The organism is Streptococcus sp. GMD3S (genome assembly GCF_000298695.2).
Lineage (GTDB): Bacteria > Bacillota > Bacilli > Lactobacillales > Streptococcaceae > Streptococcus.
Genome location: NZ_AJRC02000007.1, coordinates 95,174 through 118,244 on the forward strand (window position 1 = coordinate 95,174; position 23,071 = coordinate 118,244).

The following is a 23,071-nucleotide window of genomic DNA, read 5'->3' on the forward strand; positions in this document are numbered from 1 at the left end:
TGTAAAATTTAACCTATTTTTGCTTTGGTTTTCGACTCGATAAGATACCTGCCAAACCAGCTACCATTCCCATCAAGAGCAAGAAGATGGACTGTTCGCTTCCTGTATTTGGGAGGGCCTTTTCTGAGACAACTGCCTTCTTGCTAAATTGACCTGCCACCTCATAAGTCAATGGCACATTTGTAGTCGCATCGCTAGCAGCTGCATTCGTTTGAGGCGTTTCTACTGGTAGACTAAAGTTTTTAGAATCCACAGAAATCGTCCGTGAGTTCGGATTGATCTTTTCATACTGGGTCAAATCAGCGGTTTTCAGATACTCTTCAAAGGCAGCATCCATAGAAGGACCTTCTTCTCGCGCACCACCTAACATCGTGTAGCCATCACCACCCGCAGCTAAGAAATCATTGGTTGCAAGATAGTACGTCTTTGCAAGGTCTAGAAGATCATAACGACCAGTCGTGCGGTTTTTGACCTGGATGGCCAAGACACGTTTGCCTGATGGTAGGTTGGTATCATAGTAGACCTTCACACCTGAAACTTGCAAGAAACCACCACTTGGCTCCAACAATGGTTGCCCGTTCTCATCCAAGACCTTCTTGCCATCCTTATCGACCTGCAAGATAGATCCGAGTGATTTTTCAAACATATCCAATACTTGTTGCCCAGTCACTTGTATTTGTGAGATGGTATTTCCAAATGGAAGAACGGCAATGACATTTCCTTTAGTGATCGGTTTGCCTTTTGCAATGGTTTCACGCAAGCCACCACCATTTGTCACAGCGATGTCAGTCGGATGGCTAAATCCTGTTTGACCATACTGATAGAGCGAGTCTGCCACGACGTTTCCGAGGTTGGTTTCACGGACCCGAACATTTTCACGATCACCGTTTAGTTCTACAGGGCTGTTTGAAACAATCTCAACTGCATTTTCAGCATCGTATTTTTGTTTAATGTCTTTGACTAGTTTTTCAACTGTTGGATTGGCTGGTAATTTTTTAGCATCAGCAGCCGGAATCTGAGTTGGATTGCCCAAAAGCTGACGTGATTTGTAGATAACCTTCCCAACATTATGAAGGTAACTTCCTGTTTGGTTATAGGTAACATTGTCGCCATAAGTTGTGGAAGCTACTGTATGAGAATGCCCATCAATAACTGTCACACGTTTGCCTTTGAGACGAGGATTTTTAGAGAGAGCTTCTGCCAAAGTTGAACCACGCCATTCTACTGGGGTTGTGGTATCCACACCCAAGTGAGCCAGCACAACATAGTGTTTGTAGTCCTTACCTTCTGCACGAGCCTTGGCTTGAACTTCTTCGATGACCTTATTGACTTCAGAGATTGGATCTGTAAAAGTTACCCCTTTGACATTTTTAGGGTGAGTTTTGGTTGCTGTTTCAGGTGTTGTCACGCCGATTACAACAAACTCATCACCTTCCACAGTCTTATCTTTATCAACGATTGTAGAAGCTTCAAAAAGACGAGCTCCATTGACATAAGTATTTGAGCTAAGTAATGGGAATTTCAAGATTTCCTTGTATTTCTTAGCTTCGTCTAAACCAAAGTCAAACTCATGATTTCCTACTGCCATGGCATCATACTGCATCTGATTGAGAATTTCAGCACGCGCTTCACCCTTGGTAGAGTTGGAAATCGGCAAACCTTGGAAAGCGTCTCCCGCATCAACAACTAGAGTATTTTGAGTTGATTTCGCACGTTCCTGCTCAATGACAGTCGCTAGCTTGGCATCTCCAATTACGCCCTTTTCCTCTACAATACGGCCATGAACATCATTGGTGTGTAAGATAACGGTGTCTTTTTCTTCGCTTTTAGGAGATTCAACAGGAGCTTCCTTTGCTTCCGTCGATTCAGCACTTGTAGGACTTGCCGCCTCTGTTGTTGGAGCTGCAGGAGTTTCTGAAGTTGCTGAATTTGCTGGATTTGCTATAACTGCAGGACTTTCTGCAGGGGCAGTTGCTTCTTCAGCATAGACCTGTCCAGCTAAGAAGGCTGGAGCTAACAGGGCTGTCGATAAGACAGGTAATAAAGAACGTTTGTTCATTTTAAAATCCCTTTCTTTTCTTTTTCTCTTTTATATTATACGCTATTTCTAAAAATTTTGAAACTTTTGACCTATTTTCATCTTAAATATTCGCCATTTAAACAAAAAAGCTTGGGTTTAATTCCCAAACTTTTAGACCATTCTATTTGAAATCTTTGATGTTCCCATCATAGGTCGCCCAGTCCTTGCTAAAGAAGCGGTCATTCATCTTGTAGTCTGGAGCTGGTTTCGGATCCGTCAAGAAAGGATTGACAACCTTATCAAAAGCTAGCCAACCTAACCATCCTAGATGAATGGTATCCTTAACAAAATAAGGGTCCCCTCCATTTTTTGAAAAATCAGCAATATTGGTAAAACCCTGACTTTCTAATTGGTAACGAATTTTCTCCACTGCATGCTGGTACATCTCTTCACTGAGCCCTGTGTACTCCATCCACTTCTTGTTAACCGGCTGAATGACAAAGAGCACATTGACATTCGACTTAGCAAATTGATTGAGGACCAGCTGCAAATCATTGTATTCAGAGGACTTGAGGAAGTTGTAATTTTTTTGATACCCTTCCCATTTTTTTAAATCCTTTTGAATCTCTCTCGTATAGAAATGATTTTCCATCCCCATATCGTTATTGGTCGTATTTGCTTCTGCGTCCTTACGAACAATTTTTTCTAACTCATCATAAGAAAATTGATCCGGAAGATCTTTTAAATAGTTCTCCACGTGTTCCTTGTACTTGAGTTGTCCTCGAATGGAGAATTGTCCAAAGAGAGCGGATTGTTTTTCGTTGAATCGCGCAAAAATATCAATAGCAACCTGATCAACATCTGATAATTCTTCACCCTTTGACAGTTTTTGAACAATGCCTTTCAATGCAACATTAGGATTCTGCTTTAACAATCGAATAGCCGCATGCTTTGCAGCAATGTCACCAGATTGATTTCCCAAAAAAGCTGTTAATTGGTCACTGTTAAAAAATCTCTGAAACGCTGCGGGTTCATAATCTGTCTCCGTAAACCACTGAGGCGAAATCACAAATACAGCCTGCTTATTCTCTATTTCTGGCAAAATTTGCTGTAGACCAAAATATTGATTGAGAGAGGCTGCTCCTGCTTGACCTAGAAAGTAAGGACGATAGGGACGATGGTATTTTTCTGCTAAAACAGCTGGATGGACACTATCAAATCGAATCCATTCACTGGACCCTAGAAAAGGAATAAAACGCATATTTGGATCCGTAAGAGCCCTTACTTTTTGGCTTCTCTCTTTAAAACTCTCTGCACTAACAGAAGCCGCCGAGTATTTCTCCTCCGTCAGATTATGGCTTGTTGTACCTGGATAAAAAAAGATGAGTAGAAGAACCAAAAATCCAGCAATGAAGATAGGCCCGAAGATCAGCCACAAGCGTTTAAGCATTCTTCAACTCCGTAATACCTTCTACGATTTTATTAGCCGTATTCCAGTCATCACGACCGAACTCCGTCACTGGAACACGAATGTCAAAACGGTTTTCAATCTCCACAATCAATTCAACCGTTCCCATGCTATCCAAGACACCGGCATCAAAAAGATCTTCATCCATCATGTCAGAAACATCTTCCATAAACAACTCATCAATAATTTCAATAACTTCTGATTTGATATCCATTTTTTATATCCTTTTATTTTTTAAACCATAAATCATTCAAAAATCCAGAAAAGATTAAGAATGAAACCATCACGACATGGAAGGTGACAACCATGCCAAGCAACTGAATCCAGCGATTCTCAGGTAAGGAACCCTTTCCAGCTTTTTTCCGTTCTTTATTGAGCGCTTTTTTCTTACGAACCCAAGCGTCATTGATGACCAGCCCAATCCCATGAAAAAGTCCGTAGGCGATGTAGTACCAGGTCACACCATGCCAAAATCCCATAATCAGCATATTGAGAATATAGGCTACACTTGAGGTCACATTGCGATTTTTAAAGACCTTCTTTCTGGTCAACACCATGACCATCCGCATAAAGACAAAGTCACGGAACCAGAAAGACAGACTCATGTGCCAGCGATTCCAAAACTCTTTTAAATCCCTTGACAAAAAGGGCTTGTTAAAGTTGACAGGACTATGAATACCCATCAAGTTTGAAATGGCTAAGGCAAACATAGAGTAGCCCGCAAAGTCAAAGAAGAGCTCCAGACCAAAGGTGTACATGACCGCTAAAGCGTAGAGGTTAAAGAAACCACCTGTCTGCAAGGCCAAATTTTTCAGCGGAGGCAATAATGTCTCTCCTAAAATGTGAGCCAAGATAAACTTGTAGAGGAAGCCAAGCATGATATATTTGACAGCCTCTTCTAGCATATCCATCAGCTCATCCCGCTCAGGAATGGTCTCGTAATTTTCATTGAAGCGTTTAAAACGATCAATAGGACCACTTGAGAAAGTCGGCATAAAGAGAAGAAAACGTAAGAATTGCCAAATCGTTAAATCCTTGATGACACCGTCTCTCAACTCAACGATAACCCCAACTGCACGAAAGGTTAAGTAAGAAATCCCTAAAAATCCAAACAAAGATTGAGGTCCATGAATAGCAGGAGATACTTTCACAAAGACAATAGGCAATAGGGATAGAAAACTAACCAGGTAAAATATCCATTTACTATCCCGTTGTTTCCTGTACCTTTTGTAGAAAGATACAAGAAGTACTTGCCAGATAACATAAAGGATCAAAGCGCTTATTTGATTCGTCTTTCCACCAACCAACATGGTGACGATAAAGAAGAGACTAACGAGCACCTCGTACAAGGCAAAACGTTTCTTGAAAAAAAGACCGATAAAGATAGGTAAAGTTGCAACAATTACGTATAAAAAGTACTGAAGATCACCATAAGGTTCCAAATGAGGTAGCTGTTTATAAAGCTCCATCATCTACTGTTTACCTCGTTAATCAAGCTCTTGATATCAATTTTACCATTAGGCGTTAGCGGCAAACTATCTCGATAAAGAAACTTAGAAGGCATCATATAGGACATCATGATATCTGCTAGGTCTTCTTTGATAGCCTTGGTAATATCGATATCACGTTCAAACTGCTGACGGACACCGTCTTTTAGGATGACATAGGCCAATAGATTTTGCACCTTGTGGTCCTTGTTATAACGTGGGACAGCAACAGCAGACTCGATAAAGCGAGACTTGTTGAGGTTTTGAGAGACATCTTCAAGCTCAATGCGATAACCATTAAACTTAATCTGGAAATCCATGCGTCCACCATAGAGAAGCAAGCCCTCATCTGTCATGGTTCCTACATCCCCTGTGTGGTAGGCTGGTAGTCCTTCAAACTCAAAGAAAGCTTCTGCCGTTTTTTCAGGATTATTCATATAGCCTTTTGAAACAGCTGGCCCTGAAACGATAATTTCTCCTTGCTCACCATTTGGAACTTTCTTACCTTCCTCATCAATGATAAAGGTCGGAGAATCCGCCTTGGTATAGCCGATTGGCAGGCGTTTGAGAGTCGTCAACATCTCATCAGTGACGGCAACTGCTGACAAAGCTACTGTCGCTTCTGTTGGACCGTAGGCATTGATAATACGGGCATCTGGGAATCGCTCGCGCAGTTTTTGAGCCGTTTTGACTGTCAATTCTTCCCCATCAAAGTAGAAATGCGTGATGTCAGGCATTTTCTCGCTGTTGAAGTCTTCAGACAACATGGCCATATCCGCAAAGGATGGTGTTGATGTCCAGATAGCGATTGGCAATGAAAAGATGGTCGCAAAGAGTTGCTTAAAGTCCTGAGTGATGGCTGAAGGAAGAGCGAAGAGCGTACCACCTAGTGCCAAGGTCGGCGCCCAGTACATGACAGACAGGTCAAAAGAATAAGGTGGCTGAGCCAGCATTTGTGGACGACTTGGCGTCGCAAATTCCTTGTCTGTAATCATCCAGTTGGTAAAGCTGAGGAGATTGTCATGGGAAATCTGCACTCCTTTAGGCTTACCAGTCGTACCAGAAGTAAAGATGATGTAGTAGTTGTCATCTCCCTTGACTGGATGGGTCATCTCGTAGCTAGAAGCTTGAGCAAAGGCTTCATGGACTTGCTCTAAATTCAGTATTGGTATACTTGTCTGCTCTAATGGAAAATCTGAAATAGCAATAATCAAGCTCGGTTCTGCAACTTCTACGATAGCAGAAACTCGTTCCAAGGCCGAATGGCTATCAATTGGAATGTAGGCATGGCCTGACTTAGTTAGCGCTACAAAGGTAGCCAACATCTCATATTCCTGACCACCAAAAACGACGACTGGAGATTTCTCAGGCAAGCCTAGTTGGTCGATAGCTGCAGCCAAACTATCCGAATCAGCCTTCAGATCACCATAAGTATGCTCTTGCCCCAAAACATTGTAAACTGGATAACTGGCTTGTGTCTGAGCAAAGTGCTCAATCGTTTCAATCATATCTTTTATCGGTTTATTAAACACTGTTCCTCTTCTCCTTTAAACTAGAACTCATTATAAATAAAGGTGCCTTGGCTCTGACCAAGGTAACTAAAAAAATAAAGCAAACCAAGTAAGATTACAAAATATAGAGCCGTCCGGCCTAAGAATACATGTAAATTTCGTTGTTTTTTCATAAGCTATCCATTAATATATTATTTCTATTAACTATCAGTATGTATTGTTAGTATCTTATCTTCCTAACATTTTACCACTTTATCAACCTTTTTTTCAACTGTTTACCATAACTTAAAAATTGGTTTTAGCTTATTTTAAGATAAGTTAAAATATTAATGTTTTGGCCATCAAAAAAGAGCCTGAGATTTTCATCTCAAACTCTGTTGCCAATAACTCTTTTATCTTAGAAAAGTGAAAATACGAGAACTGCTAGGGCCGCTCCGAGGATAGGTCCTACAACAGGAATCCAAGCATAAGACCAGTCTCCATCTCCCTTGTTTGGAATTGGCAAGATGCTGTGCATGATACGAGGTCCAAGGTCACGGGCTGGGTTCAAGGCATAACCCGTTGTCCCACCTAGTGAAAGACCGATACCAACAATCAAGGTCCCCACTGCAAAGGTCCCTAAACCGGCTTGAAGGTCATAGAGCCCCAAGGCAAAGATTGTCAAGAGCAAAACAAAGGTTCCAAGGATTTCGCTGATCAAGTTGGATACTGTATTCTTGATTGCTGGTCCAGTACTAAAGGTCGCTAAGATATTCCCTGCATTTTCTTCTGCCTCATAATGTGGTTTGAATTGCAACCAAACCAAAATCTGAGCCACCATCGCTCCTGCGAATTGGGCTAGGATATAAGGGAAAACAGAACCCCAAGAGAGTGTTCCTTTTAAGGCCATAGCAAACGTCACAGCTGGATTTAGGTGGGCTGGACTGAGCGTGCCAGATACAAAGGCCGCAACGGCTACAGCAATTCCCCATCCCATAGTAATCACAATCCATCCTGAATTGTTGCTCTTAGTTTTGGGAAGAACCACACCTGCAACAACACCATTTCCTAGGAAAATCAGGATTAAGGTCCCCAAAAATTCTCCAAATAATTCTTTCATCATATCTTTGTCTCCATTTAAAAGAAGGAGAGAGAAGGCAAGGAAGGCTTGTCTCCCTCTCTTCTAGTTTCTCTTAATTTTTCAATTCCGCTAGATCGTTGTTAGTAAGGGCTGCTTCAACATCCGCACGATAAGTTGCTTTTTCTTCATCAGACCAGTCATAGAATCGTCCCATTTCATCCAGAACTGGCTCAACGATGCTATCTAAACTATCACGCATAAAGAGCATGTGGTTGGTACGACGAAGAAGAAAGTCAACTGGGCTCAGAGCCAACTCATTGCGCATTGCATAGTGAAGTGACAAAGTGTCTGCCAAGCTGAGTCCTGGCGCTTGTTCCAAGCTGTGAGCAAGGGCAAAGACTTTCGGTGCATTTGAACCGTAAAGATTTGCAAGATAGTGGGCTTCCTTGCTATCCAAACCACGTGAAACTCCAAGTTGAGCAAAGGCTTCGATTTCTGAGTCCACATTTGCTGGGTTCAATTCTCCACCTGAAACAGGATAAGTCTTCGAGTTAATGAGTTTAAAGCTGCGGTCAAATTCGGCTTTGAGGATATCGACTACGCGCTCCATAGCTCCTTCAGCCATCTTACGGTAGTCTGTAATTTTACCACCAGCAAGGGTCAAAAGACCATTATCATCACGATCCAAGCTCGAACCACGAGAAACTGCAGATGGGTCCAAATGTTTCTCAGATGTGCTGCTTTCAAGCTTGCTGACAGCAGATTCAACATCTTCACGTGTTTTTTCTTTCGATAGATAAGCTTCGACAGTCGCAATCAAGTTGTTAAAGCTTTCGTCGCTAATGGTTCCGTTATTTCCGCCATTGTAGTCAGAAGCGCTATTGCCTGCAATCAATGGACGAAGACCAGCCCAGCTACTTTCGATATCATCAATGGTGATGTTGGCTTCTGGGAAGCGGTTGTTGACAATACCAAGTAGATAATCTACATCTTCCTGAGTCACTTTTGGATGTTCCAAATCGCCTGTGTAGTCTGTATCCGTTGTACCAAAGTAAGTCTTGTTTTCACGTGGGAGAACAAAGACCATACGACCATCTCCCAAACCTGTGTCAAAGTAAACCGGCTGTGAAACCTTGATCTTGCTTGAATCCACTACCAAGTGCACTCCCTTAGTTGGACGCATTTGTGAGAATTGGGTTCCCTTATTAGACAAATTACGCACCTTGTCGCTCCAAGGACCTGTTGTATTAATCACCAGACGAGCCTTAATTTCAAAGACTTGGTCTGTTAACAAATCACGAGCTACAACACCTGTAATCTTGCCATTTTCATCAAAGAGGAAGCCTTCTGCCTTAACATGGTTGGCAATGAGAGCACCGTCTTGGTTGGCACGTTTGATGTTTTCAATCACGAGACGCGCATCGTTGTTACGGAAGTCAAGATAAACCCCACCTCCTACCAAACCTTCTTTCTTCAAGTTTGGCTGGCGTTCCAAGACTTGATCCTTGCTCAAGACCTTGTTAGCAGCTGGTGTGTTGCTAACACCTGCCAAAAGGTCATACAAGTCCATGGCTACTTTGAGACGGAAAAGGCTAAAGGTCGCTCCATCCTCATCGTAAACTGGCAAGAGCATTGGATCTGGTTTTGGAATATGTGGAGCAATTTGTTGAACCACCGCACGTTCAGAAACTGTATCTGACACCACTTCTACGTCGAATTGTTTGAGGTAACGCAGGCCTCCGTGGACCAATTTTGTTGAACGGCTGGATGTCCCTTCTGCGAAGTCCTGCATTTCAATCAAACCAGTATCAAGACCACTGGCTGCCGCCTGCAAGGCTACCCCAGCACCGGTAATCCCACCACCAATAATCAGGAGGTCCAGGGTGCGTTCCTGCATTTTTTTAATTGATAATTCTCGTGTTTTCTTTGAAAATTCCATATTTACACACTTTCTAACTGAGTCGCTTTATTCTTCCAGTATTAGTCATCGATTTCCGCAAAGACTTGAGTTGCTTTCACAGCCTTCTTCCAGCCCTTATAAAGTTGTTCCTTACGAGATTCGTTCATCGATGGTTCGAAGAGTTCTCCTGTCTCATTCAAGAGTTTCAACTCATCCAAATCCTTCCAGTAACCCACTGACAATCCTGCCAGGAAGGCTGCACCTAGGGCAGTTGTTTCCAAGTTTTTAGCACGGGCAATATCGATTCCCAAAATGTCAGCCTGGAACTGCATGAGGAAGTTGTTCATGGCTGCACCACCATCTACCTTCAAGACTTGGATAGCTGTCTGCGCATCCACTTGCATGGTGTCGATGATGTCGCGTACTTGGTAAGCGATGGATTGCAGAGTAGCCTTGATAAAGTCTTCTTTGCTTGTTCCACGAGTTAAGCCAAAGACTGAACCACGAGCATTTTGATTCCAGTATGGAGCCCCTAGACCTGTAAAGGCAGGTACGACATAAACTTCGTCATTGTTGTGAGAATTGAGAGCATATTTTTCAGACTCTGGTGAATTTTCAACCATGCGAAGTCCATCACGAAGCCACTGAATGGCACTTCCTGCGATGAAGATAGAACCTTCCAAGGCATAGTAAACCTTGCCGTTGATTCCGTAACCAATGGTTGTCAAAAGGTTGTTTTCAGACAACTGCATCTCTTCACCAGTGTTCATAATGATGAAAGAACCTGTTCCATAAGTATTCTTGACCATCCCTGGTTCAAAGGCCAACTGACCGAAGAGGGCTGCCTGTTGGTCCCCAGCCATACCTGAAATTGGCACTTCTCCACCGTAGAAATGGAATGGAGCAGTCTTGCCGTAGATTTCAGAGTTAGAACGAACTTCTGGAAGCATAGCCTTAGGAATGTTGAGGATTTCCAAAATCTCATCATCCCATTTAAGATCCTTGATGTTATAGAGCATGGTACGAGCTGCGTTTGAGTAGTCAGTTACGTGAGCTGCGCCGTCAGTCAATTTCCAAACCAGCCAAGTATCAATGGTACCAAAGAGCAATTCACCCTTTTCAGCTCGCTCTTGAGCGCCTTCTACATGGTCCAAAATCCAACGAACCTTGGTTGCAGAGAAGTAAGCATCGATGATCAAACCAGTCTTTTCATGGAATTTTTCCACATAACCTTGGCTTTTTAGTTGTTCAGCCAAAGGAGCAGTTTGGCGTGATTGCCAAACGATAGCATTGTAGATAGGGAGACCTGTTTTCTTATCCCAGACGACAGTTGTTTCACGCTGGTTGGTAATCCCGATGGCCTCGATTTGACTTGGTTTCACACCACTTTCGATGAAAGCACCCGCGATAACTGACTGAACAGAGTTCCAAATTTCATTGGCATTGTGCTCAACCCAACCTGCTTGAGGGAAAATCTGAGTGAACTCTTTTTGACTAGAGCTGACCTTTTCTCCTTTTTTGTTAAAAATGATGGCACGAGAACTGGTAGTTCCTTGGTCAATGGCCATGATGTATTTTTCTTGTGACATGTGCTGTCCTCCTGATAAAATCTTGAGGGGGTTCCTCTTTACAGTAACTAGTATACAAAATAAAGCGCTTTCTTGTTTATCAATTTTTTTTAAATTTTAAAAAAATGTGAGGAGATTGTGCGAATTTCACAAAAAAGACCTGAAAACTCAGGTCTTTTAGGCAAATAGCATCTGACGGATCGTAGCTAAATCTTCCATATCCAAATCATTTTTCAAATAGTAGATAGGTGTTTGTTCTTTCTTATGGATAGGGTTGTTAGTAATTAACAAATCATAATGTCGACTGGGGTCATAGGCTTCAATAGTAATGAAACGATTGTATTCCAAATACCGTTTCAAAATGGCAGCCATCCTAGAAAAGACAAGGAAACCAGATGTCAAATCCAGACCAATCCTCATATGTTGGCCACCATTTTCTGCCATATACTCTATCAACTGGAGCCATTCCCAGAGAATTTTCTTATCCAAATCCGTTCCCTGATGAAAGGCTGGCAAGATATGAAAAATTCTCTCTGCAGTCCCTTTAAAATCATGTTCCATCAGCAAATAGGGATGGCGATTCTCTGTCTGGTATCTGTACTGATCTTGTAAAATATAGCCCTTGTATAGATAAATTTGACCACAGAGCTGGCTGAGTTCATAGGTGACATGGTCCTCTGTGTAGTCCCCCAGCAGCTCCTCCTTCTTCATCTCTTGAATCAATTGCGTCAGCAAATCAGCTAATTGCCCACCAAAACCAAGGATATACTCCATAGTATGAAGGGGCAAAATACGATGGGAAAGGAGAAATGAAAAGAATACCATCATCTCACCATCCTCAGTTCCTAGAGGGATATGTTGCCCAGCAAAAAAGGACGAAGCCTTTCGAAGCAAACGAAGATAGAAAATATTGTCAAAATACCCTCGCATTTTTTCTTCTATAACCTGAAACTGACAGGCATTGACCCGAAGACGCTGTTGACTGATATGAGCCCAGAGAACCAAGTCCAATTTCTGCCCCGAAGACAAGCTAGCACCGCAGATTTCTTCTAGGGTAGCAATCTCTTGTTTTCTCTCAGCTTTCTGCATGTGACCTTCCCACTCCTGACTGGACCAAATCTTGCGGAAAAGACAGAAATAGAAATAGCGAATCTGATGCTCCGGACCTCGCCAACGGCCATTTTGGATGGATAAGTCAAACTCTGACAAAATCTGATTTAGACTAGCTAAGTGGCGACCAAGCGTGGCCTCGCTAATCATCAATTCTTGAGCCAACTGATGAGCTAGAAACTGTTGGTGATAGAGAAGGTAAACCAAAATTTGGTACTTAATGGCATTGTCTAGAAACAAGCTCCGAATCTCTCTCCCCTTGGTAGCTGCACCAATCGACAGACGCAGATTTTCATCTTCCAAATGGATGGTCAGCTCTAAACCTCTTTCCAAGGCATTTTCGTTAATCAGAGAAATGTACTTGGTTAAGGTCGCCTTTGAAAAACCTGTTTCTTCCATGGCTTCCTTGACGGTTGTCTGCGAATCTTGTAATAGAAAGGAAAGGACTAAAAATTGACCAGATTCTGCTTTTTCCATCAAATCGCCTAAATACATTTGTTACCCCTTTCATTTTCTCCTACAAGAATAGCATAAATCTTAGAAATGCGGAAATAATCTGTTTCTCATTTTATTTTAAAGTTGATTTCCTCGTCATTATTCCAGAGAAACAGCAAACACACGACTCCCCCTTTAGGCATTTTTATGCTAAAATAGTAGCTATGGATAAAATTATTAAAACTATATCAGAAAGCGGCGCCTTTCGTGCTTTTGTCCTTGATAGCACTGAAACCGTCCGCACTGCTCAAGAAAAACATCAAACTCAAGCCAGTTCAACCGTTGCACTTGGCCGTACCCTTATCGCTAGCCAAATTCTCGCAGCCAATGAAAAAGGAAATACCAAACTAACTGTTAAAGTTCTTGGAACCAGCTCTCTCGGTGCCATCATCACGGTCGCAGATACCAAGGGCAACGTCAAAGGTTACGTTCAAAATCCAGGCGTTGACATCAAAAAGACTGCAACGGGTGAAGTCCTAGTCGGACCTTTTGTTGGAAACGGTCAATTTCTCGTTATCACAGACTACGGTACTGGAAATCCTTACAACTCCATGACTCCTCTCATTTCTGGGGAAATCGGTGAAGACTTGGCCTATTACCTTACTGAAAGCCAACAAACCCCTTCAGCAGTCGGCCTCAATGTTCTTTTGGATAAAGACGACAAGGTCAAAGTTGCCGGAGGTTTCCTTCTCCAAGTATTGCCAGGGGCCAAGGAAGAAGAGATTGCCCGCTTTGAAAAACGCATCCAAGAAATGCCAGCCATCTCAACCCTTCTAGAAAGCGATGACCATATCGAATCCCTTCTCAAGGCCATCTATGGTGACGAATCTTACAAACGCCTATCTGAAGAAGAAATTCGTTTCCAATGTGACTGCAGCAAAGACCGTTTTATGAACGCTCTTGCCAGCCTTCCAAATTCAGACCTTGAAGAAATGAAAGAGGAAGACCACGGGGCAGAAATCACTTGTCAATTCTGCCAAACAACTTATAACTTTAATGAAAACGACCTGGAGGAACTCATTCGTGACAAATCTTAATACACCTTTTATGATTGGCAATGTTGAGATTCCCAATCGTACTGTTTTAGCACCCATGGCTGGTGTCACCAACTCAGCCTTTCGTACCATCGCAAAAGAGCTCGGGGCTGGACTCGTTGTGATGGAAATGGTCTCTGACAAAGGAATCCAATACAACAACGAAAAAACTCTACACATGCTTCACATCGATGAAGGCGAAAACCCCGTTTCTATCCAACTCTTTGGTAGCGATGAAGACAGCCTAGCACGCGCAGCAGAATTCATCCAAGAAAATACCAAAACTGATATCGTTGATATCAACATGGGCTGCCCTGTCAACAAAATCGTGAAAAACGAAGCTGGTGCTATGTGGCTCAAGGATCCAGACAAGATCTACTCTATTATCAACAAGGTCCAATCTGTCCTTGATATCCCCCTCACTGTCAAAATGCGCACTGGCTGGTCTGATCCATCCCTAGCCGTGGAGAATGCCCTCGCAGCTGAGGCTGCAGGTGTCTCTGCCCTCGCTATGCACGGCCGTACCCGTGAACAAATGTACACAGGTCACGCAGACCTTGAGACTCTTCACAAGGTCGCTCAAGCTCTGACCAAGATTCCATTTATCGCAAATGGTGATATCCGTACGGTACAAGAAGCTAAACAGCGTATCGAAGAAGTCGGTGCTGACGCTGTCATGATTGGTCGCGCAGCCATGGGAAATCCCTACCTCTTCAATCAAATCAACCACTACTTTGAAACAGGAGAAATTCTCCCTGATTTGACTTTTGAAGACAAGATGAAAATCGCCTACGAACATTTGAAACGCTTGATTAACCTCAAAGGAGAAAACGTAGCCGTTCGTGAATTCCGCGGCCTCGCTCCTCACTACCTCCGGGGGACATCTGGCGCTGCCAAACTTCGTGGAGCCATTTCACAAGCTAGCACCCTAGCAGAGATTGAAGCCCTCTTGCAATTAGACAAAGCATAATACACAAAAAAACCGTAACTCACTTGGAGTTTACGGTTTTTTAGATCCTAGGAAAACCTAGGTACTATTATTGAATCAAGGCAACGCTCGAAACTTTACCATCCGCACCTGTTGTAATTTGGATGATTTTTCCTCCACCGATTTTGGCATTATACTTGCCATCATCAAGGGTGTAAGAGTAGCCTCTGATAGAATAGTTTTCTTTCTTTCCATCTGCAGTTTCTACTGTAAATTGGCCCCCTGATGAAACCGTAATAGTTTCGCCATTTGCTCCCTTCCAGTTGCCTGCAGCTGCTGAGAAGTCACCATCGACCATGGTTAAAACACCCTTGTAGCGTTTGTTGTGTTCTGCTTGCTTGTCTTGAAGTTGGCGGTCAGTTGTTGGATCATAGCCTGACTGGTTAGACTGGGCTTGAGAGTCTTGCTGAGTTGAAGGTGCCTGAGATGGGGCTTGTTGACTAGGAGCTGCTTGTTCTTGTCTTGATTCAGGTGCTGGTTTCGCTTGTGACTGATCTGCCGTTGTAGAAGACTGACCAGAAGATGCCTGAGCTTTTTCAGATGAAGCTGAGCTTGAAGATTTTTGTGTCTTGCTTTCTTTGCTAGAAGAAGCTGCTTTAGAACTTGATGATTGACTTGTCTTTGCAGAGCTACTGGTTTGAGTGGATTCGTTTTTATTTCCACAAGCTCCTAGTAGCAAGGTAGAAGCCAATACAGTCGCTGCCATCAATTTGATATAGGTTTTCTTTTTCATTTTTCTACTCCTTTGTAACATTTTTGAAATGTTAGGAAATCTTTTTGTAATATAATTGTAACATTGAGCCTTGAATCTGTCAACTATTTAGAGAAACTATTTTAAAAAATTTCTCTCTACTATTTCTATTCGTAATAAAACAGAAAAATAGAAAATTTTTTAGATAAGAGTCCTATTTTTACATCACCTTTGTGTAATCGCTTGCATTGTGTTAGACAAAGGAATATAATAACATTGAAATAGAATATAGGAGGTATGCTCTTATGCTAAATAAGTATTACAAGTATCTTCCTTGGTTGATTTTGGGAACAATTGGCTCTTATCAATCAGCCACTTACTATGCGCGAACTGCATTTGATGTCTTCTATCTGACTATAATCTTTATGATTGTTTATATCGCTTTGTTATTTTTACATGAGAACTATCTCAAGTATCGATACAAAGACTTTTTTACTCACCTGTTGAGCAATTCTAAGAAAGATAGCCATTCATAAAAATGATGATAAATAAAGAGGTCGGGAACTTTGTCCCGACCTCACTTTTTATTTCAATCGATAGGTTTTTCTTGGTTTCTTTTTAGGCACTCGTTTGAGGCCGACTTCTTCTACATATTCGCCGTATTTTACGAGAAAGTTATTGCTGACGATGGGCCGACCGGGGTTGATGAGATTGACTAGTTCGGTTCCTTCATAGACAGTGAACTCCTCCTCCAGAAGATAAAGGAAGGTCGGATTCCAGTCGAGACGGCCTTGGATTCGTTTGATGGATTCTTGGATAATGGCATAATGGTCAAAGGCGAAGGCTCTCTCGTCCAGCTCGACTCCCTCAAGGTAGCATTTACCTGTCTGGAAATCAACATCTACAAAAACCACATCCTTGGCATCGTCACCTGCCTGAACGAGGTCTAAGGCACGACTAGGTAGGTACACTAAGTGGGCAATGGTCACTGTCCAGCCCCGTGGATCACGACCGGGGGTCGATACCGTCATCAATTGCTCGATTTTCTCCAAAGGTAGATCGAGATTGACTTCTTCTCTCACCTCGCGCTGACAGGCATGTGCAGCATCTTCTCCCTTGTCCATAAAGCCTCCAACCAAAGCCAAACAGTTTTGATAAGGGTGAGCCTTGCGACGGATTAGCAGGAGCTTGATCTTTCCTTCGACAAAGCAGTAGGCTACCATATCCACTGTCACACTTGGTTTTTCATATTGAGGGAGTTCCTGCTTGTAGTACCAGTCTAAAAACTCCTCCTGACTGGCATGGATTTCATAATATTCTTTTTCCGTCATCCCGGCTGGAATCTTTGTGTCTGCCATCTTATGCCTCCTTTCGAACTGCCTTGGTCCATTGATACCATCCCACTAGACTATTGAGTGTGTAAACCCAGTACATCCCTTGGATGTGGATATTTTCACCCCACCAGAGATAAATACTAAAGAGATTGGTTGCAATCCAGAAAATCCATTGCTCACGGTAGAGACGTGTCATCAAGAGCTGACCAACACCATTAGTCGCATCAGTAACACTATCACGGAAAGGACGGGCGCTATTGATACTTTGGTAAGCCAAGCCCATACCAATCCAGATAATAGCAGTCAAGGCCAAGTACTTGAGCCAATCAAGAACAGATAATTTCTTAGCTTCAAAGTGGGATTCTTCTGGTTTTCCTTGGTCGTTGATACGATTGGACAGCCAAGCATAGAGACCAATCGGCTGCATGACAAAGAAGTAAACAGTCGTTAAAACTTCACCATAAAAAGTCGCATTCATGGCCAAAATCAAATAGATAGCTGAGTTAATAGCCCCAAAAAGATAATTGCTTGCACGCCCTTCTGCTACCAAGATAACACAGACAATCCCAGTCCAAGATGCAAACAAGCTCAGCCAGTCATGACTTTCCGTATTTTGTGTAAACTCCAAGATCAAGGGAACACTTGACAAGGCGATGAGATACAACCACTGGAAAGGACTACGGCCGACAAAGAGATCTTTCCATAGCAAGCGCATGATTCCTGCAAAACCGATCTTGCGGGCTTCTGCATGGACATTTTTAAAGTTTTCGATAAATTGTGTGATTTTTTCAGTTAGCTTTTTCATATTTTTCTCCTAATCTGCTTGGTAAATGGCATCAATAGCCACTTTTGCTGCTTCATAATTGCCTAGATAATCCTCTGCTAGATAAACTAAAGGAATAGTCGTTAAGTATCTCTCCCTCATCTCATCCAAATGCTGGGAAAAACTGTAGCGAATGTGGTCCTCTGCCATGGTCATATCTCTAAATCCGTCATTGACATAGGAACCGATAGGTTGCACGAAGAGAATCAAGTCCCATTTTTCCTTGGCCAAGATCGAAACAAAGAGATTGTCAAAGGTTTCTCCTGATAAGTCCCCTTGGTCCTCAGTCTCCATGTAATAGTCATAGTAGCCCTTGGTTACCAAGGAGTTGGTATCGGCTATCACTAGGCCTCGATTGGCATTGCTGTCGATTAACTTGGAGGTCTGGTCATACTGTCCCAACAGGAGATAGTAGTAATCCTTTGGAGTCAATTCATCATCGCGGACATTGTTTTTGATCTGGTACTCACGCGCGTATTCCAGACTAACGGGCGCATCGTAATACCTTGCCAAATCCTTGGCCAGAGTGGTCTTCCCATTGCTAGCACTTCCCATAATCAACACTTTCTTTGTAAACTGACGACGGAAGGGTTGAGCGATGTATTTCCAATATTTGCTTGGATTTTCTCGAATCATAGTCGCTGAGATACCAAACTTTCTTTCTTGCAAGACAGTGCCAAATCCACGTTTAGCTAGCTCTTGCTGGTAGTCTGCTTCTCCTACAAAAAAAGTCAGTTCTTGCTGGGTTTCATCATAGGAAATCTCCGCTAACATCTGGTCCAACCACTCCTGCCAGCCCATAGGGTAACGGGGAAGATTGGTCTCATCCAGCTTGCAGACAGAGGTCAACTCGTCATCCCGAAAAGCCTCTCGGATATAGCGAAATCGTTTTTGAAGACTTAAACCTACCTGCTCACCTCGGTCTCCCTCGTAGCCTGAAACGACTACCCAGACCTGGTCACACTGACGCTTCGCTCGCTGGATCAGATCGATATGACCCTGATGAAGAGGGGCAAAGGTCCCAAATACCACTGCTGTTTTCTTTTTCATAAACGTTTTACCTTTTTATAGTTTTTGATATTTTTATTTTCTATGTTTTTATTATACACTATATTTTTGTTTTGTCAATAGTTTTTTCTACTTTTTTATAAAAAAGTAGAAAAAAAAGAATCAGGACTGCTCCTGACTCTCCATTTTTAAGCAATATCAAATTTTAGTTGACCAGCTTTGACACCAATCTTGAGGGTCTTGCCTGCTACAAGTTCTCCCTTAAGGAGGAGTTCTGCCAACTTATCTTCCACTTCTGTTTGCAGGGTTCTGCGAAGTGGACGGGCTCCCATTTCTGGATTGTAACCGTGACTAGCTAGCAACTTCAGGGCTGAAGCTTGCAGTTTCAAGTCGATGCCTTTCTCTGCTAGGCTAGCAATCAATGGTTTAACCATAATCTTGACAATTTCCTGCATATGTTCGCTATCCAAGCTATGGAAGACTACCTTTTCATCAATACGGTTAATAAACTCTGGTCGATAAGTTTTTTTCAGCTCTTCAAAGATTCGTTTCTCCATATTTTCCTGGTCAAAACGAATGTCTTTAGCGCCAAAGCCGACCGTCTTGTCATCACGAAGAGCCGTCGCACCAAGGTTTGACGTCATGATGATAATGGTATTTGAAAAATCAACCTTGCGCCCCTTGCTATCTGTCAAGACACCGTCGTCCAAAACCTGCAAGAGGACATTAAAGATGTCTGGATGGGCCTTTTCTACCTCGTCAAAGAGAAGTACTGAGTAAGGTTTGTTGCGAACCTTCTCGGTCAACTCCCCACCTTCCTCGTAGCCCACATAGCCAGGAGGTGCTCCATTGAGACGGCTAGCCGCAAATTTCTCCATATACTCACTCATATCAAAGCGGATAAGGGCTGATTCGTCATCAAAGAGGACTTCTGCCAGAGCCTTGGCCAATTCGGTCTTACCGACTCCTGTCGGCCCTAGGAACATAAAGGAACCAATCGGACGCTTGTGACTACGAATACCTGACTGATTGCGACGAATGGCACGACTAATGCTTGAAACAGCTTGATCTTGGCCGATGACACGTTTGTGTAGTTCAGCCTCCAAATTCAGGTATTTCTTGGCATCCGTTTGCGTCAGTTTTTGGACTGGGATACCCGACAAGCGACTCAAGGTGGTCAAAATATCAGATTCTGTTACCAAGTCTTTATAGACAGGAACTTCCTCTTCTTTTGCGATTAGCTGGGCAGCTTGTTCCCACTTGCCATCCATCAGGGCCTTGTCAGCTGGAGTCAAGTCGGATTCGTCTGCTTTCACATGCTTGGATTTGTTTTGCACTGTTGCTGCCGCCTCATCTAAGAGGTCGATAGCAGAGTCTGGCAAGTGACGACTGGTCAAGTAACGATGCGCCATCTTGACAGCCGTTTCAACAGCTTCATCTGTGATTTGCACACGGTGGTGTTTCTCATAGGTGGCCTTCAAACCTTGCAAAATGGTCATACTGTCAGCTAGACTTGGCTCTTCAATCGTCACTTTGGCAAACCGACGAGAAAGGGCAGCATCTTTTTCGATGTGTTTCTGGTATTCTTCCTGAGTGGTGGCACCAACCGTTCTCAAAGTTCCACGAGCCAAGGCTGGCTTCAAGATATTGGCTGCATCCAGAGTCGAGTCAATACCGCTACCAGAACCCATGATGGTGTGGAGTTCATCGATAAAGAGGATCACTTTGCCATCTTCCTCTATATCCTTGATGATATTGTTCATGCGCTCTTCAAAATCTCCACGGAAACGTGTCCCCGCAACAACATTCATCAAATCAAGCTCTAGAACACGCATCTTTGCCATTTCCGCAGGCACATCCCCACTGGCAATACGCTGAGCAAGACCAAGTGCCAGAGCTGTTTTCCCGACACCCGCATCTCCAACCAAGACCGGATTGTTCTTGGTCTTCCGACTCAAAATCTGAATCATACGTGAGATTTCCTTGTCTCGACCGATAACTGGCTCTAACTTGCCAGAACGCGCTTGCTCCGTCAGGTCATGCGTGTAGTCCTCTAGACCACCACTTTGAGCTTGAGGCATGCCCATCATATTGGCCATGGAATTTTGCTTGTCAGTTACTGTGCGATGGCGTTGACGCAAAGCCTTGAGATCTTCTCTTGTCCAGCCAGCACGCTCTTCTAGATTACGACGAAGAGCAGCAATTCTGACCTGATCTTTCTGGTCTTCATAAGAGAAGCCTGCTCTCTCCAAGATGCGAGTTGCCAAAGCATTACCATCATGCAAAATCGCATAGAGGACATGCTCTGTCCCTAGCACCTTAGCATGTACCACTGAGGCTACATATTCTGCTTCCGCAAAGAGGACCTCCAAACGATGGGAAAAGGGTAATTCCGTAAAAGTTTCATCTTGGCTATAGTCGGTTTCAGTCAGTTCCAACGCAACCTCTTCTAAACGGTCCATCTCGTATGGATAATCATTTAGAGTCGCACCTGCCACACTGTAACTGTGATTAGACATGGCAATCAATAAATGCCAAGACTCTAGGTAACGGGCTCCAAAATGGCTCGCAACCATGTAGGCACTCTCGATACATTCATTCAATGCTTTTGAATAGTTCATCTTACTTCTCTTTTCTATCTACCTCTTGTAATAGCTGTCGGAGCATATTGGCACGGACAACTGAAGATTCTTCCCCTAGGACACGATCTGTTGCTACAGAAGTCAGCAAGGTCATCTCTTGCTTGGTCATCAAGTCCTGCTCCACCAAAAGCTGGAGAATATCCTCATAAATCTCCTGACTAACTCGCTCTCCGATTGAATAAAGCAAATCGCGTAGCATCTCGTGATGATTGGAAAACTCAATACGCCCTATGCGAATGTAGCCTCCACCACCACGCTTGCTCTCAACTAAGTAACCTCTACTTTCCGTAAAGCGAGTCTTGATGACATAGTTGATCTGGCTCGGTACAACCTGGAAGGTATCTGCCAACTGGCTCCGCTGCAATTCCACGATACCAGACTGGTCTAAAATCGCCTTGATATAGGCTTCGATATGATCTGATGTATTTTTAAATCTCATAGTAAATCAAACTCCTTCTTTGAACCTTGACTATCTTTGACTATTATACCGAAATTTTTGATTTTTTTAAAGGAAAAGGGAACGAGTTGCGAAGATTATTATAAACTATCCAAAACAAAAAGATGGGACTGTAAAACAGTCGCCATCTTTTTTAGTTATTCAAAGTTAAGATTAGTCAACTTTTTTAGCACGGTATACAAGTCCTGCCAAAGCTGCAAGAACTAGACCAAGAATAGTAGAGAATGCTGTAAAGTCTGCTCCACCAGTGTTTGGCAAATCTCCCTTAGGCTGTTCACCCTTAGGACCTTCCTTAGGTTCTTCTTTTTTCGGTTCAGTATACGTGTTAGTGATTGTTGGGTTGTTACCTGTAACTTCTGTTACAAGTTGACCTGCACCATTATCTGTCACTTTTACTGTCACTTCGTAAGAATTTTCATCATATTTGATATTCTCATCGTTACCTTTTACTTCAGTAATAGTGTAAGTGTGCTCACCTGCTTCTTTGTACTCAATTGCTGTGAAAGTAACAGTACCGTCTGCAGCGTTTGTAGCTGTCTCAACGACTTTGTCACCTTCTTTAAGTTCAAACTTAAATTGACCTTTTACAAGCTCTTTATCACCTTTCAAGACTTTCTTAGCTGTAAAGGTTACTTTTGTTGAAGATGCAACATAAGTATTTGTGAAGGTTGGGTTGTTGTCAGTTACAGTCGCAACAAGTTGACCTTGACCATTATCTGTAACTTTTACTGTTACATTGTGAGTAGATTTATCGTATGTCACACCTGCTTCGTTACCTGCTTTTTCAGAGATAGTGTAAGTGTGCTCACCAGCTTCTTTGTATTCGATACCTTCGAAAGCAACAGTACCGTCTGCAGCATTTTTAGCTGTTCCGATTACTTTGTCACCTTCTTTGAGTTCAAACTCATATTTACCAGCTTCAAGGGCTTTACCTTCTAAGACTTTCTTAGCGGTAATATTTACAGTTGTTGAAGCTGCTTTATAAGTGTTAGTGAAGGTTGGGTTGTTACCTGTAACAGTTGCAACAAGTTGACCTGCACCGTCATCTTTAACGTTCACCTTAACTTCGTGTTTGGCAGTATCGTATGTCACACCTGCTTCGCTACCTGCTTTTTCAGTGATAGTGTAAGTGTGGTCGCCTGCTTCATTGAACTCAATTTCTTTGAAAGTAACAGTGCCGTCTGCAGCATTTTTAGCTGTTGCAACGACTTTGTCACCTTCTTTAAGTTCAAACTCATATTTACCTGCTTCTAGAGCTTTACCATTCAAGACTTTAGTAGCCGTGATAGTAGCTGTTGTTGTAGCTGCTTTATAAGTGTTTGTGAAGGTTGGGTTGTTGTTAGTTGCAGTTGCAACAAGTTTGCCTTGACCATTATCTGTAACGTTTACTGTCACTTCATGTGTAGCAGTGTCGTATGTCACACCTGCTTCGCTACCTGCTTTTTCAGTAATTGTGTAAGTGTGAGGGCCTGCAG

The 23,071-nt window shown here is 42.8% G+C and carries 20 protein-coding genes; 3 read left to right on the forward strand and 17 right to left on the reverse strand.

The window, feature by feature from the left end; all coding sequences use genetic code 11:
• Positions 1 to 13 precede the first annotated feature (13 nt).
• The 10 genes from nt5e to GMD3S_RS0205070 all read right to left on the reverse strand — a co-directional run bounded on the left by nt5e (position 14) and on the right by GMD3S_RS0205070 (position 12,619).
• A complete protein-coding gene (nt5e, locus tag GMD3S_RS0205025) occupies positions 14 to 2,059 on the reverse strand; it encodes a cell surface ecto-5'-nucleotidase Nt5e (protein ID WP_001042691.1) in 2,046 nt (681 codons plus the stop codon).
• A 142-nt stretch (positions 2,060 to 2,201) separates the two neighbouring features.
• Entirely contained in the window at positions 2,202 to 3,470 is a 1,269-nt protein-coding gene (gene dltD / locus GMD3S_RS0205030) for a D-alanyl-lipoteichoic acid biosynthesis protein DltD (protein WP_000919834.1), read from the reverse strand.
• A complete protein-coding gene (gene dltC / locus GMD3S_RS0205035) occupies positions 3,463 to 3,702 on the reverse strand; it encodes a D-alanine--poly(phosphoribitol) ligase subunit DltC (protein WP_000351972.1) in 240 nt (79 codons plus the stop codon). The genes dltD and dltC overlap by 8 nt, the downstream gene beginning before the upstream one ends.
• 13 nt (positions 3,703 to 3,715) lie before the next feature.
• The gene (gene dltB / locus GMD3S_RS0205040) at positions 3,716 to 4,960 is read right to left on the reverse strand and encodes a D-alanyl-lipoteichoic acid biosynthesis protein DltB (protein ID WP_000970394.1); all 1,245 of its coding nucleotides are present in this window, start codon (positions 4,958 to 4,960) and stop codon (positions 3,716 to 3,718) included.
• Positions 4,957 to 6,507 (reverse strand): D-alanine--poly(phosphoribitol) ligase subunit DltA, encoded by a 1,551-nt coding sequence (gene dltA, locus GMD3S_RS0205045; protein ID WP_008276430.1) that lies wholly within the window; start codon positions 6,505 to 6,507, stop codon positions 4,957 to 4,959. The genes dltB and dltA overlap by 4 nt, the downstream gene beginning before the upstream one ends.
• Before the next feature lie 20 nt (positions 6,508 to 6,527).
• Positions 6,528 to 6,659, reverse strand: a complete 132-nt coding sequence (locus GMD3S_RS0205050) for a teichoic acid D-Ala incorporation-associated protein DltX (protein WP_008276434.1) — start codon at positions 6,657 to 6,659, stop codon at positions 6,528 to 6,530.
• A 224-nt stretch (positions 6,660 to 6,883) separates the two neighbouring features.
• Positions 6,884 to 7,588: an MIP/aquaporin family protein gene (locus tag GMD3S_RS0205055; protein WP_000975167.1), complete on the reverse strand. Its 705-nt coding sequence runs from the start codon at positions 7,586 to 7,588 to the stop codon at positions 6,884 to 6,886.
• 70 nt (positions 7,589 to 7,658) lie between these two features.
• Entirely contained in the window at positions 7,659 to 9,485 is a 1,827-nt protein-coding gene (glpO, locus tag GMD3S_RS0205060; RefSeq protein ID WP_000395889.1) for a type 1 glycerol-3-phosphate oxidase, read from the reverse strand.
• Between the two features lie 41 nt (positions 9,486 to 9,526).
• Positions 9,527 to 11,035, reverse strand: coding sequence for a glycerol kinase GlpK (glpK, locus tag GMD3S_RS0205065; protein WP_000076794.1), 1,509 nt, complete (start codon positions 11,033 to 11,035; stop codon positions 9,527 to 9,529).
• Between the two features lie 156 nt (positions 11,036 to 11,191).
• Positions 11,192 to 12,619 (reverse strand): helix-turn-helix domain-containing protein, encoded by a 1,428-nt coding sequence (locus GMD3S_RS0205070; RefSeq protein ID WP_000280554.1) that lies wholly within the window; start codon positions 12,617 to 12,619, stop codon positions 11,192 to 11,194.
• A gap of 164 nt (positions 12,620 to 12,783) precedes the next feature.
• Here GMD3S_RS0205070 and hslO point away from each other — a divergent pair, with 164 nt between their 5' ends.
• Together hslO and dusB are read left to right on the forward strand one after the other, a co-directional pair.
• On the forward strand, positions 12,784 to 13,656 hold the full coding sequence (gene hslO / locus GMD3S_RS0205075; RefSeq protein ID WP_000357863.1) for an Hsp33 family molecular chaperone HslO: 873 nt from the start codon (positions 12,784 to 12,786) through the stop codon (positions 13,654 to 13,656).
• A complete protein-coding gene (gene dusB / locus GMD3S_RS0205080; protein ID WP_000183317.1) occupies positions 13,643 to 14,623 on the forward strand; it encodes a tRNA dihydrouridine synthase DusB in 981 nt (326 codons plus the stop codon). The genes hslO and dusB overlap by 14 nt, the downstream gene beginning before the upstream one ends.
• Before the next feature lie 67 nt (positions 14,624 to 14,690).
• On the opposite strand, the gene GMD3S_RS0205085 is transcribed toward dusB, so the two are convergent.
• Positions 14,691 to 15,374, reverse strand: a complete 684-nt coding sequence (locus GMD3S_RS0205085; protein WP_000730896.1) for a hypothetical protein — start codon at positions 15,372 to 15,374, stop codon at positions 14,691 to 14,693.
• Between the two features lie 263 nt (positions 15,375 to 15,637).
• On the opposite strand from GMD3S_RS0205085, the gene GMD3S_RS0205090 reads away from it, so the two are divergent.
• Positions 15,638 to 15,868 (forward strand): hypothetical protein, encoded by a 231-nt coding sequence (locus GMD3S_RS0205090; protein ID WP_000933131.1) that lies wholly within the window; start codon positions 15,638 to 15,640, stop codon positions 15,866 to 15,868.
• Positions 15,869 to 15,916: 48 nt separating this feature from the next.
• On the opposite strand, the gene GMD3S_RS0205095 is transcribed toward GMD3S_RS0205090, so the two are convergent.
• The 6 genes from GMD3S_RS0205095 to GMD3S_RS0205120 all read right to left on the reverse strand — a co-directional run.
• Complete coding sequence (locus tag GMD3S_RS0205095) at positions 15,917 to 16,690, reverse strand: NUDIX domain-containing protein (protein WP_000785841.1); 774 nt, start codon at positions 16,688 to 16,690, stop codon at positions 15,917 to 15,919.
• A gap of 1 nt (position 16,691) precedes the next feature.
• The gene (gene pnuC, locus GMD3S_RS0205100; RefSeq protein ID WP_000736880.1) at positions 16,692 to 17,471 is read right to left on the reverse strand and encodes a nicotinamide riboside transporter PnuC; all 780 of its coding nucleotides are present in this window, start codon (positions 17,469 to 17,471) and stop codon (positions 16,692 to 16,694) included.
• A gap of 9 nt (positions 17,472 to 17,480) precedes the next feature.
• Positions 17,481 to 18,539, reverse strand: a complete 1,059-nt coding sequence (locus GMD3S_RS0205105; RefSeq protein ID WP_000730570.1) for an AAA family ATPase — start codon at positions 18,537 to 18,539, stop codon at positions 17,481 to 17,483.
• 146 nt (positions 18,540 to 18,685) lie between these two features.
• Positions 18,686 to 21,118 carry an ATP-dependent Clp protease ATP-binding subunit gene (locus tag GMD3S_RS0205110; RefSeq protein WP_001109729.1) on the reverse strand — a complete coding sequence of 811 codons (2,433 nt, stop codon included), beginning with the start codon at positions 21,116 to 21,118 and terminating at the stop codon, positions 18,686 to 18,688.
• A 1-nt stretch (position 21,119) separates the two neighbouring features.
• Positions 21,120 to 21,578: a CtsR family transcriptional regulator gene (locus tag GMD3S_RS0205115; protein WP_001211258.1), complete on the reverse strand. Its 459-nt coding sequence runs from the start codon at positions 21,576 to 21,578 to the stop codon at positions 21,120 to 21,122.
• Between the two features lie 171 nt (positions 21,579 to 21,749).
• Positions 21,750 to 23,071: Spy0128 family protein (locus tag GMD3S_RS0205120; protein WP_025172958.1), on the reverse strand; the 1,322-nt coding region annotated here is incomplete at its 5' end.

What these genes read in the sequence shown, in the direction of transcription:
- dltC (WP_000351972.1), bottom strand. Translation starts at nt 3,702, where the DNA reads ATGGATATCAAATCAGAAGTTATTGAAATTATTGATGAGTTGTTTATG.
- GMD3S_RS0205115 (WP_001211258.1), bottom strand. Translation starts at nt 21,578, where the DNA reads ATGAGATTTAAAAATACATCAGATCATATCGAAGCCTATATCAAGGCG.
- GMD3S_RS0205090 (WP_000933131.1), top strand. Translation starts at nt 15,638, where the DNA reads ATGCTAAATAAGTATTACAAGTATCTTCCTTGGTTGATTTTGGGAACA.
- GMD3S_RS0205110 (WP_001109729.1), bottom strand. Translation starts at nt 21,118, where the DNA reads ATGAACTATTCAAAAGCATTGAATGAATGTATCGAGAGTGCCTACATG.
- GMD3S_RS0205085 (WP_000730896.1), bottom strand. Translation starts at nt 15,374, where the DNA reads ATGAAAAAGAAAACCTATATCAAATTGATGGCAGCGACTGTATTGGCT.
- GMD3S_RS0205095 (WP_000785841.1), bottom strand. Translation starts at nt 16,690, where the DNA reads ATGGCAGACACAAAGATTCCAGCCGGGATGACGGAAAAAGAATATTAT.
- GMD3S_RS0205070 (WP_000280554.1), bottom strand. Translation starts at nt 12,619, where the DNA reads ATGTATTTAGGCGATTTGATGGAAAAAGCAGAATCTGGTCAATTTTTA.
- pnuC (WP_000736880.1), bottom strand. Translation starts at nt 17,471, where the DNA reads ATGAAAAAGCTAACTGAAAAAATCACACAATTTATCGAAAACTTTAAA.
- dltD (WP_000919834.1), bottom strand. Translation starts at nt 3,470, where the DNA reads ATGCTTAAACGCTTGTGGCTGATCTTCGGGCCTATCTTCATTGCTGGA.
- nt5e (WP_001042691.1), bottom strand. Translation starts at nt 2,059, where the DNA reads ATGAACAAACGTTCTTTATTACCTGTCTTATCGACAGCCCTGTTAGCT.
- GMD3S_RS0205050 (WP_008276434.1), bottom strand. Translation starts at nt 6,659, where the DNA reads ATGAAAAAACAACGAAATTTACATGTATTCTTAGGCCGGACGGCTCTA.
- GMD3S_RS0205055 (WP_000975167.1), bottom strand. Translation starts at nt 7,588, where the DNA reads ATGATGAAAGAATTATTTGGAGAATTTTTGGGGACCTTAATCCTGATT.
- glpO (WP_000395889.1), bottom strand. Translation starts at nt 9,485, where the DNA reads ATGGAATTTTCAAAGAAAACACGAGAATTATCAATTAAAAAAATGCAG.
- GMD3S_RS0205105 (WP_000730570.1), bottom strand. Translation starts at nt 18,539, where the DNA reads ATGAAAAAGAAAACAGCAGTGGTATTTGGGACCTTTGCCCCTCTTCAT.
- glpK (WP_000076794.1), bottom strand. Translation starts at nt 11,035, where the DNA reads ATGTCACAAGAAAAATACATCATGGCCATTGACCAAGGAACTACCAGT.
- hslO (WP_000357863.1), top strand. Translation starts at nt 12,784, where the DNA reads ATGGATAAAATTATTAAAACTATATCAGAAAGCGGCGCCTTTCGTGCT.
- dltB (WP_000970394.1), bottom strand. Translation starts at nt 4,960, where the DNA reads ATGATGGAGCTTTATAAACAGCTACCTCATTTGGAACCTTATGGTGAT.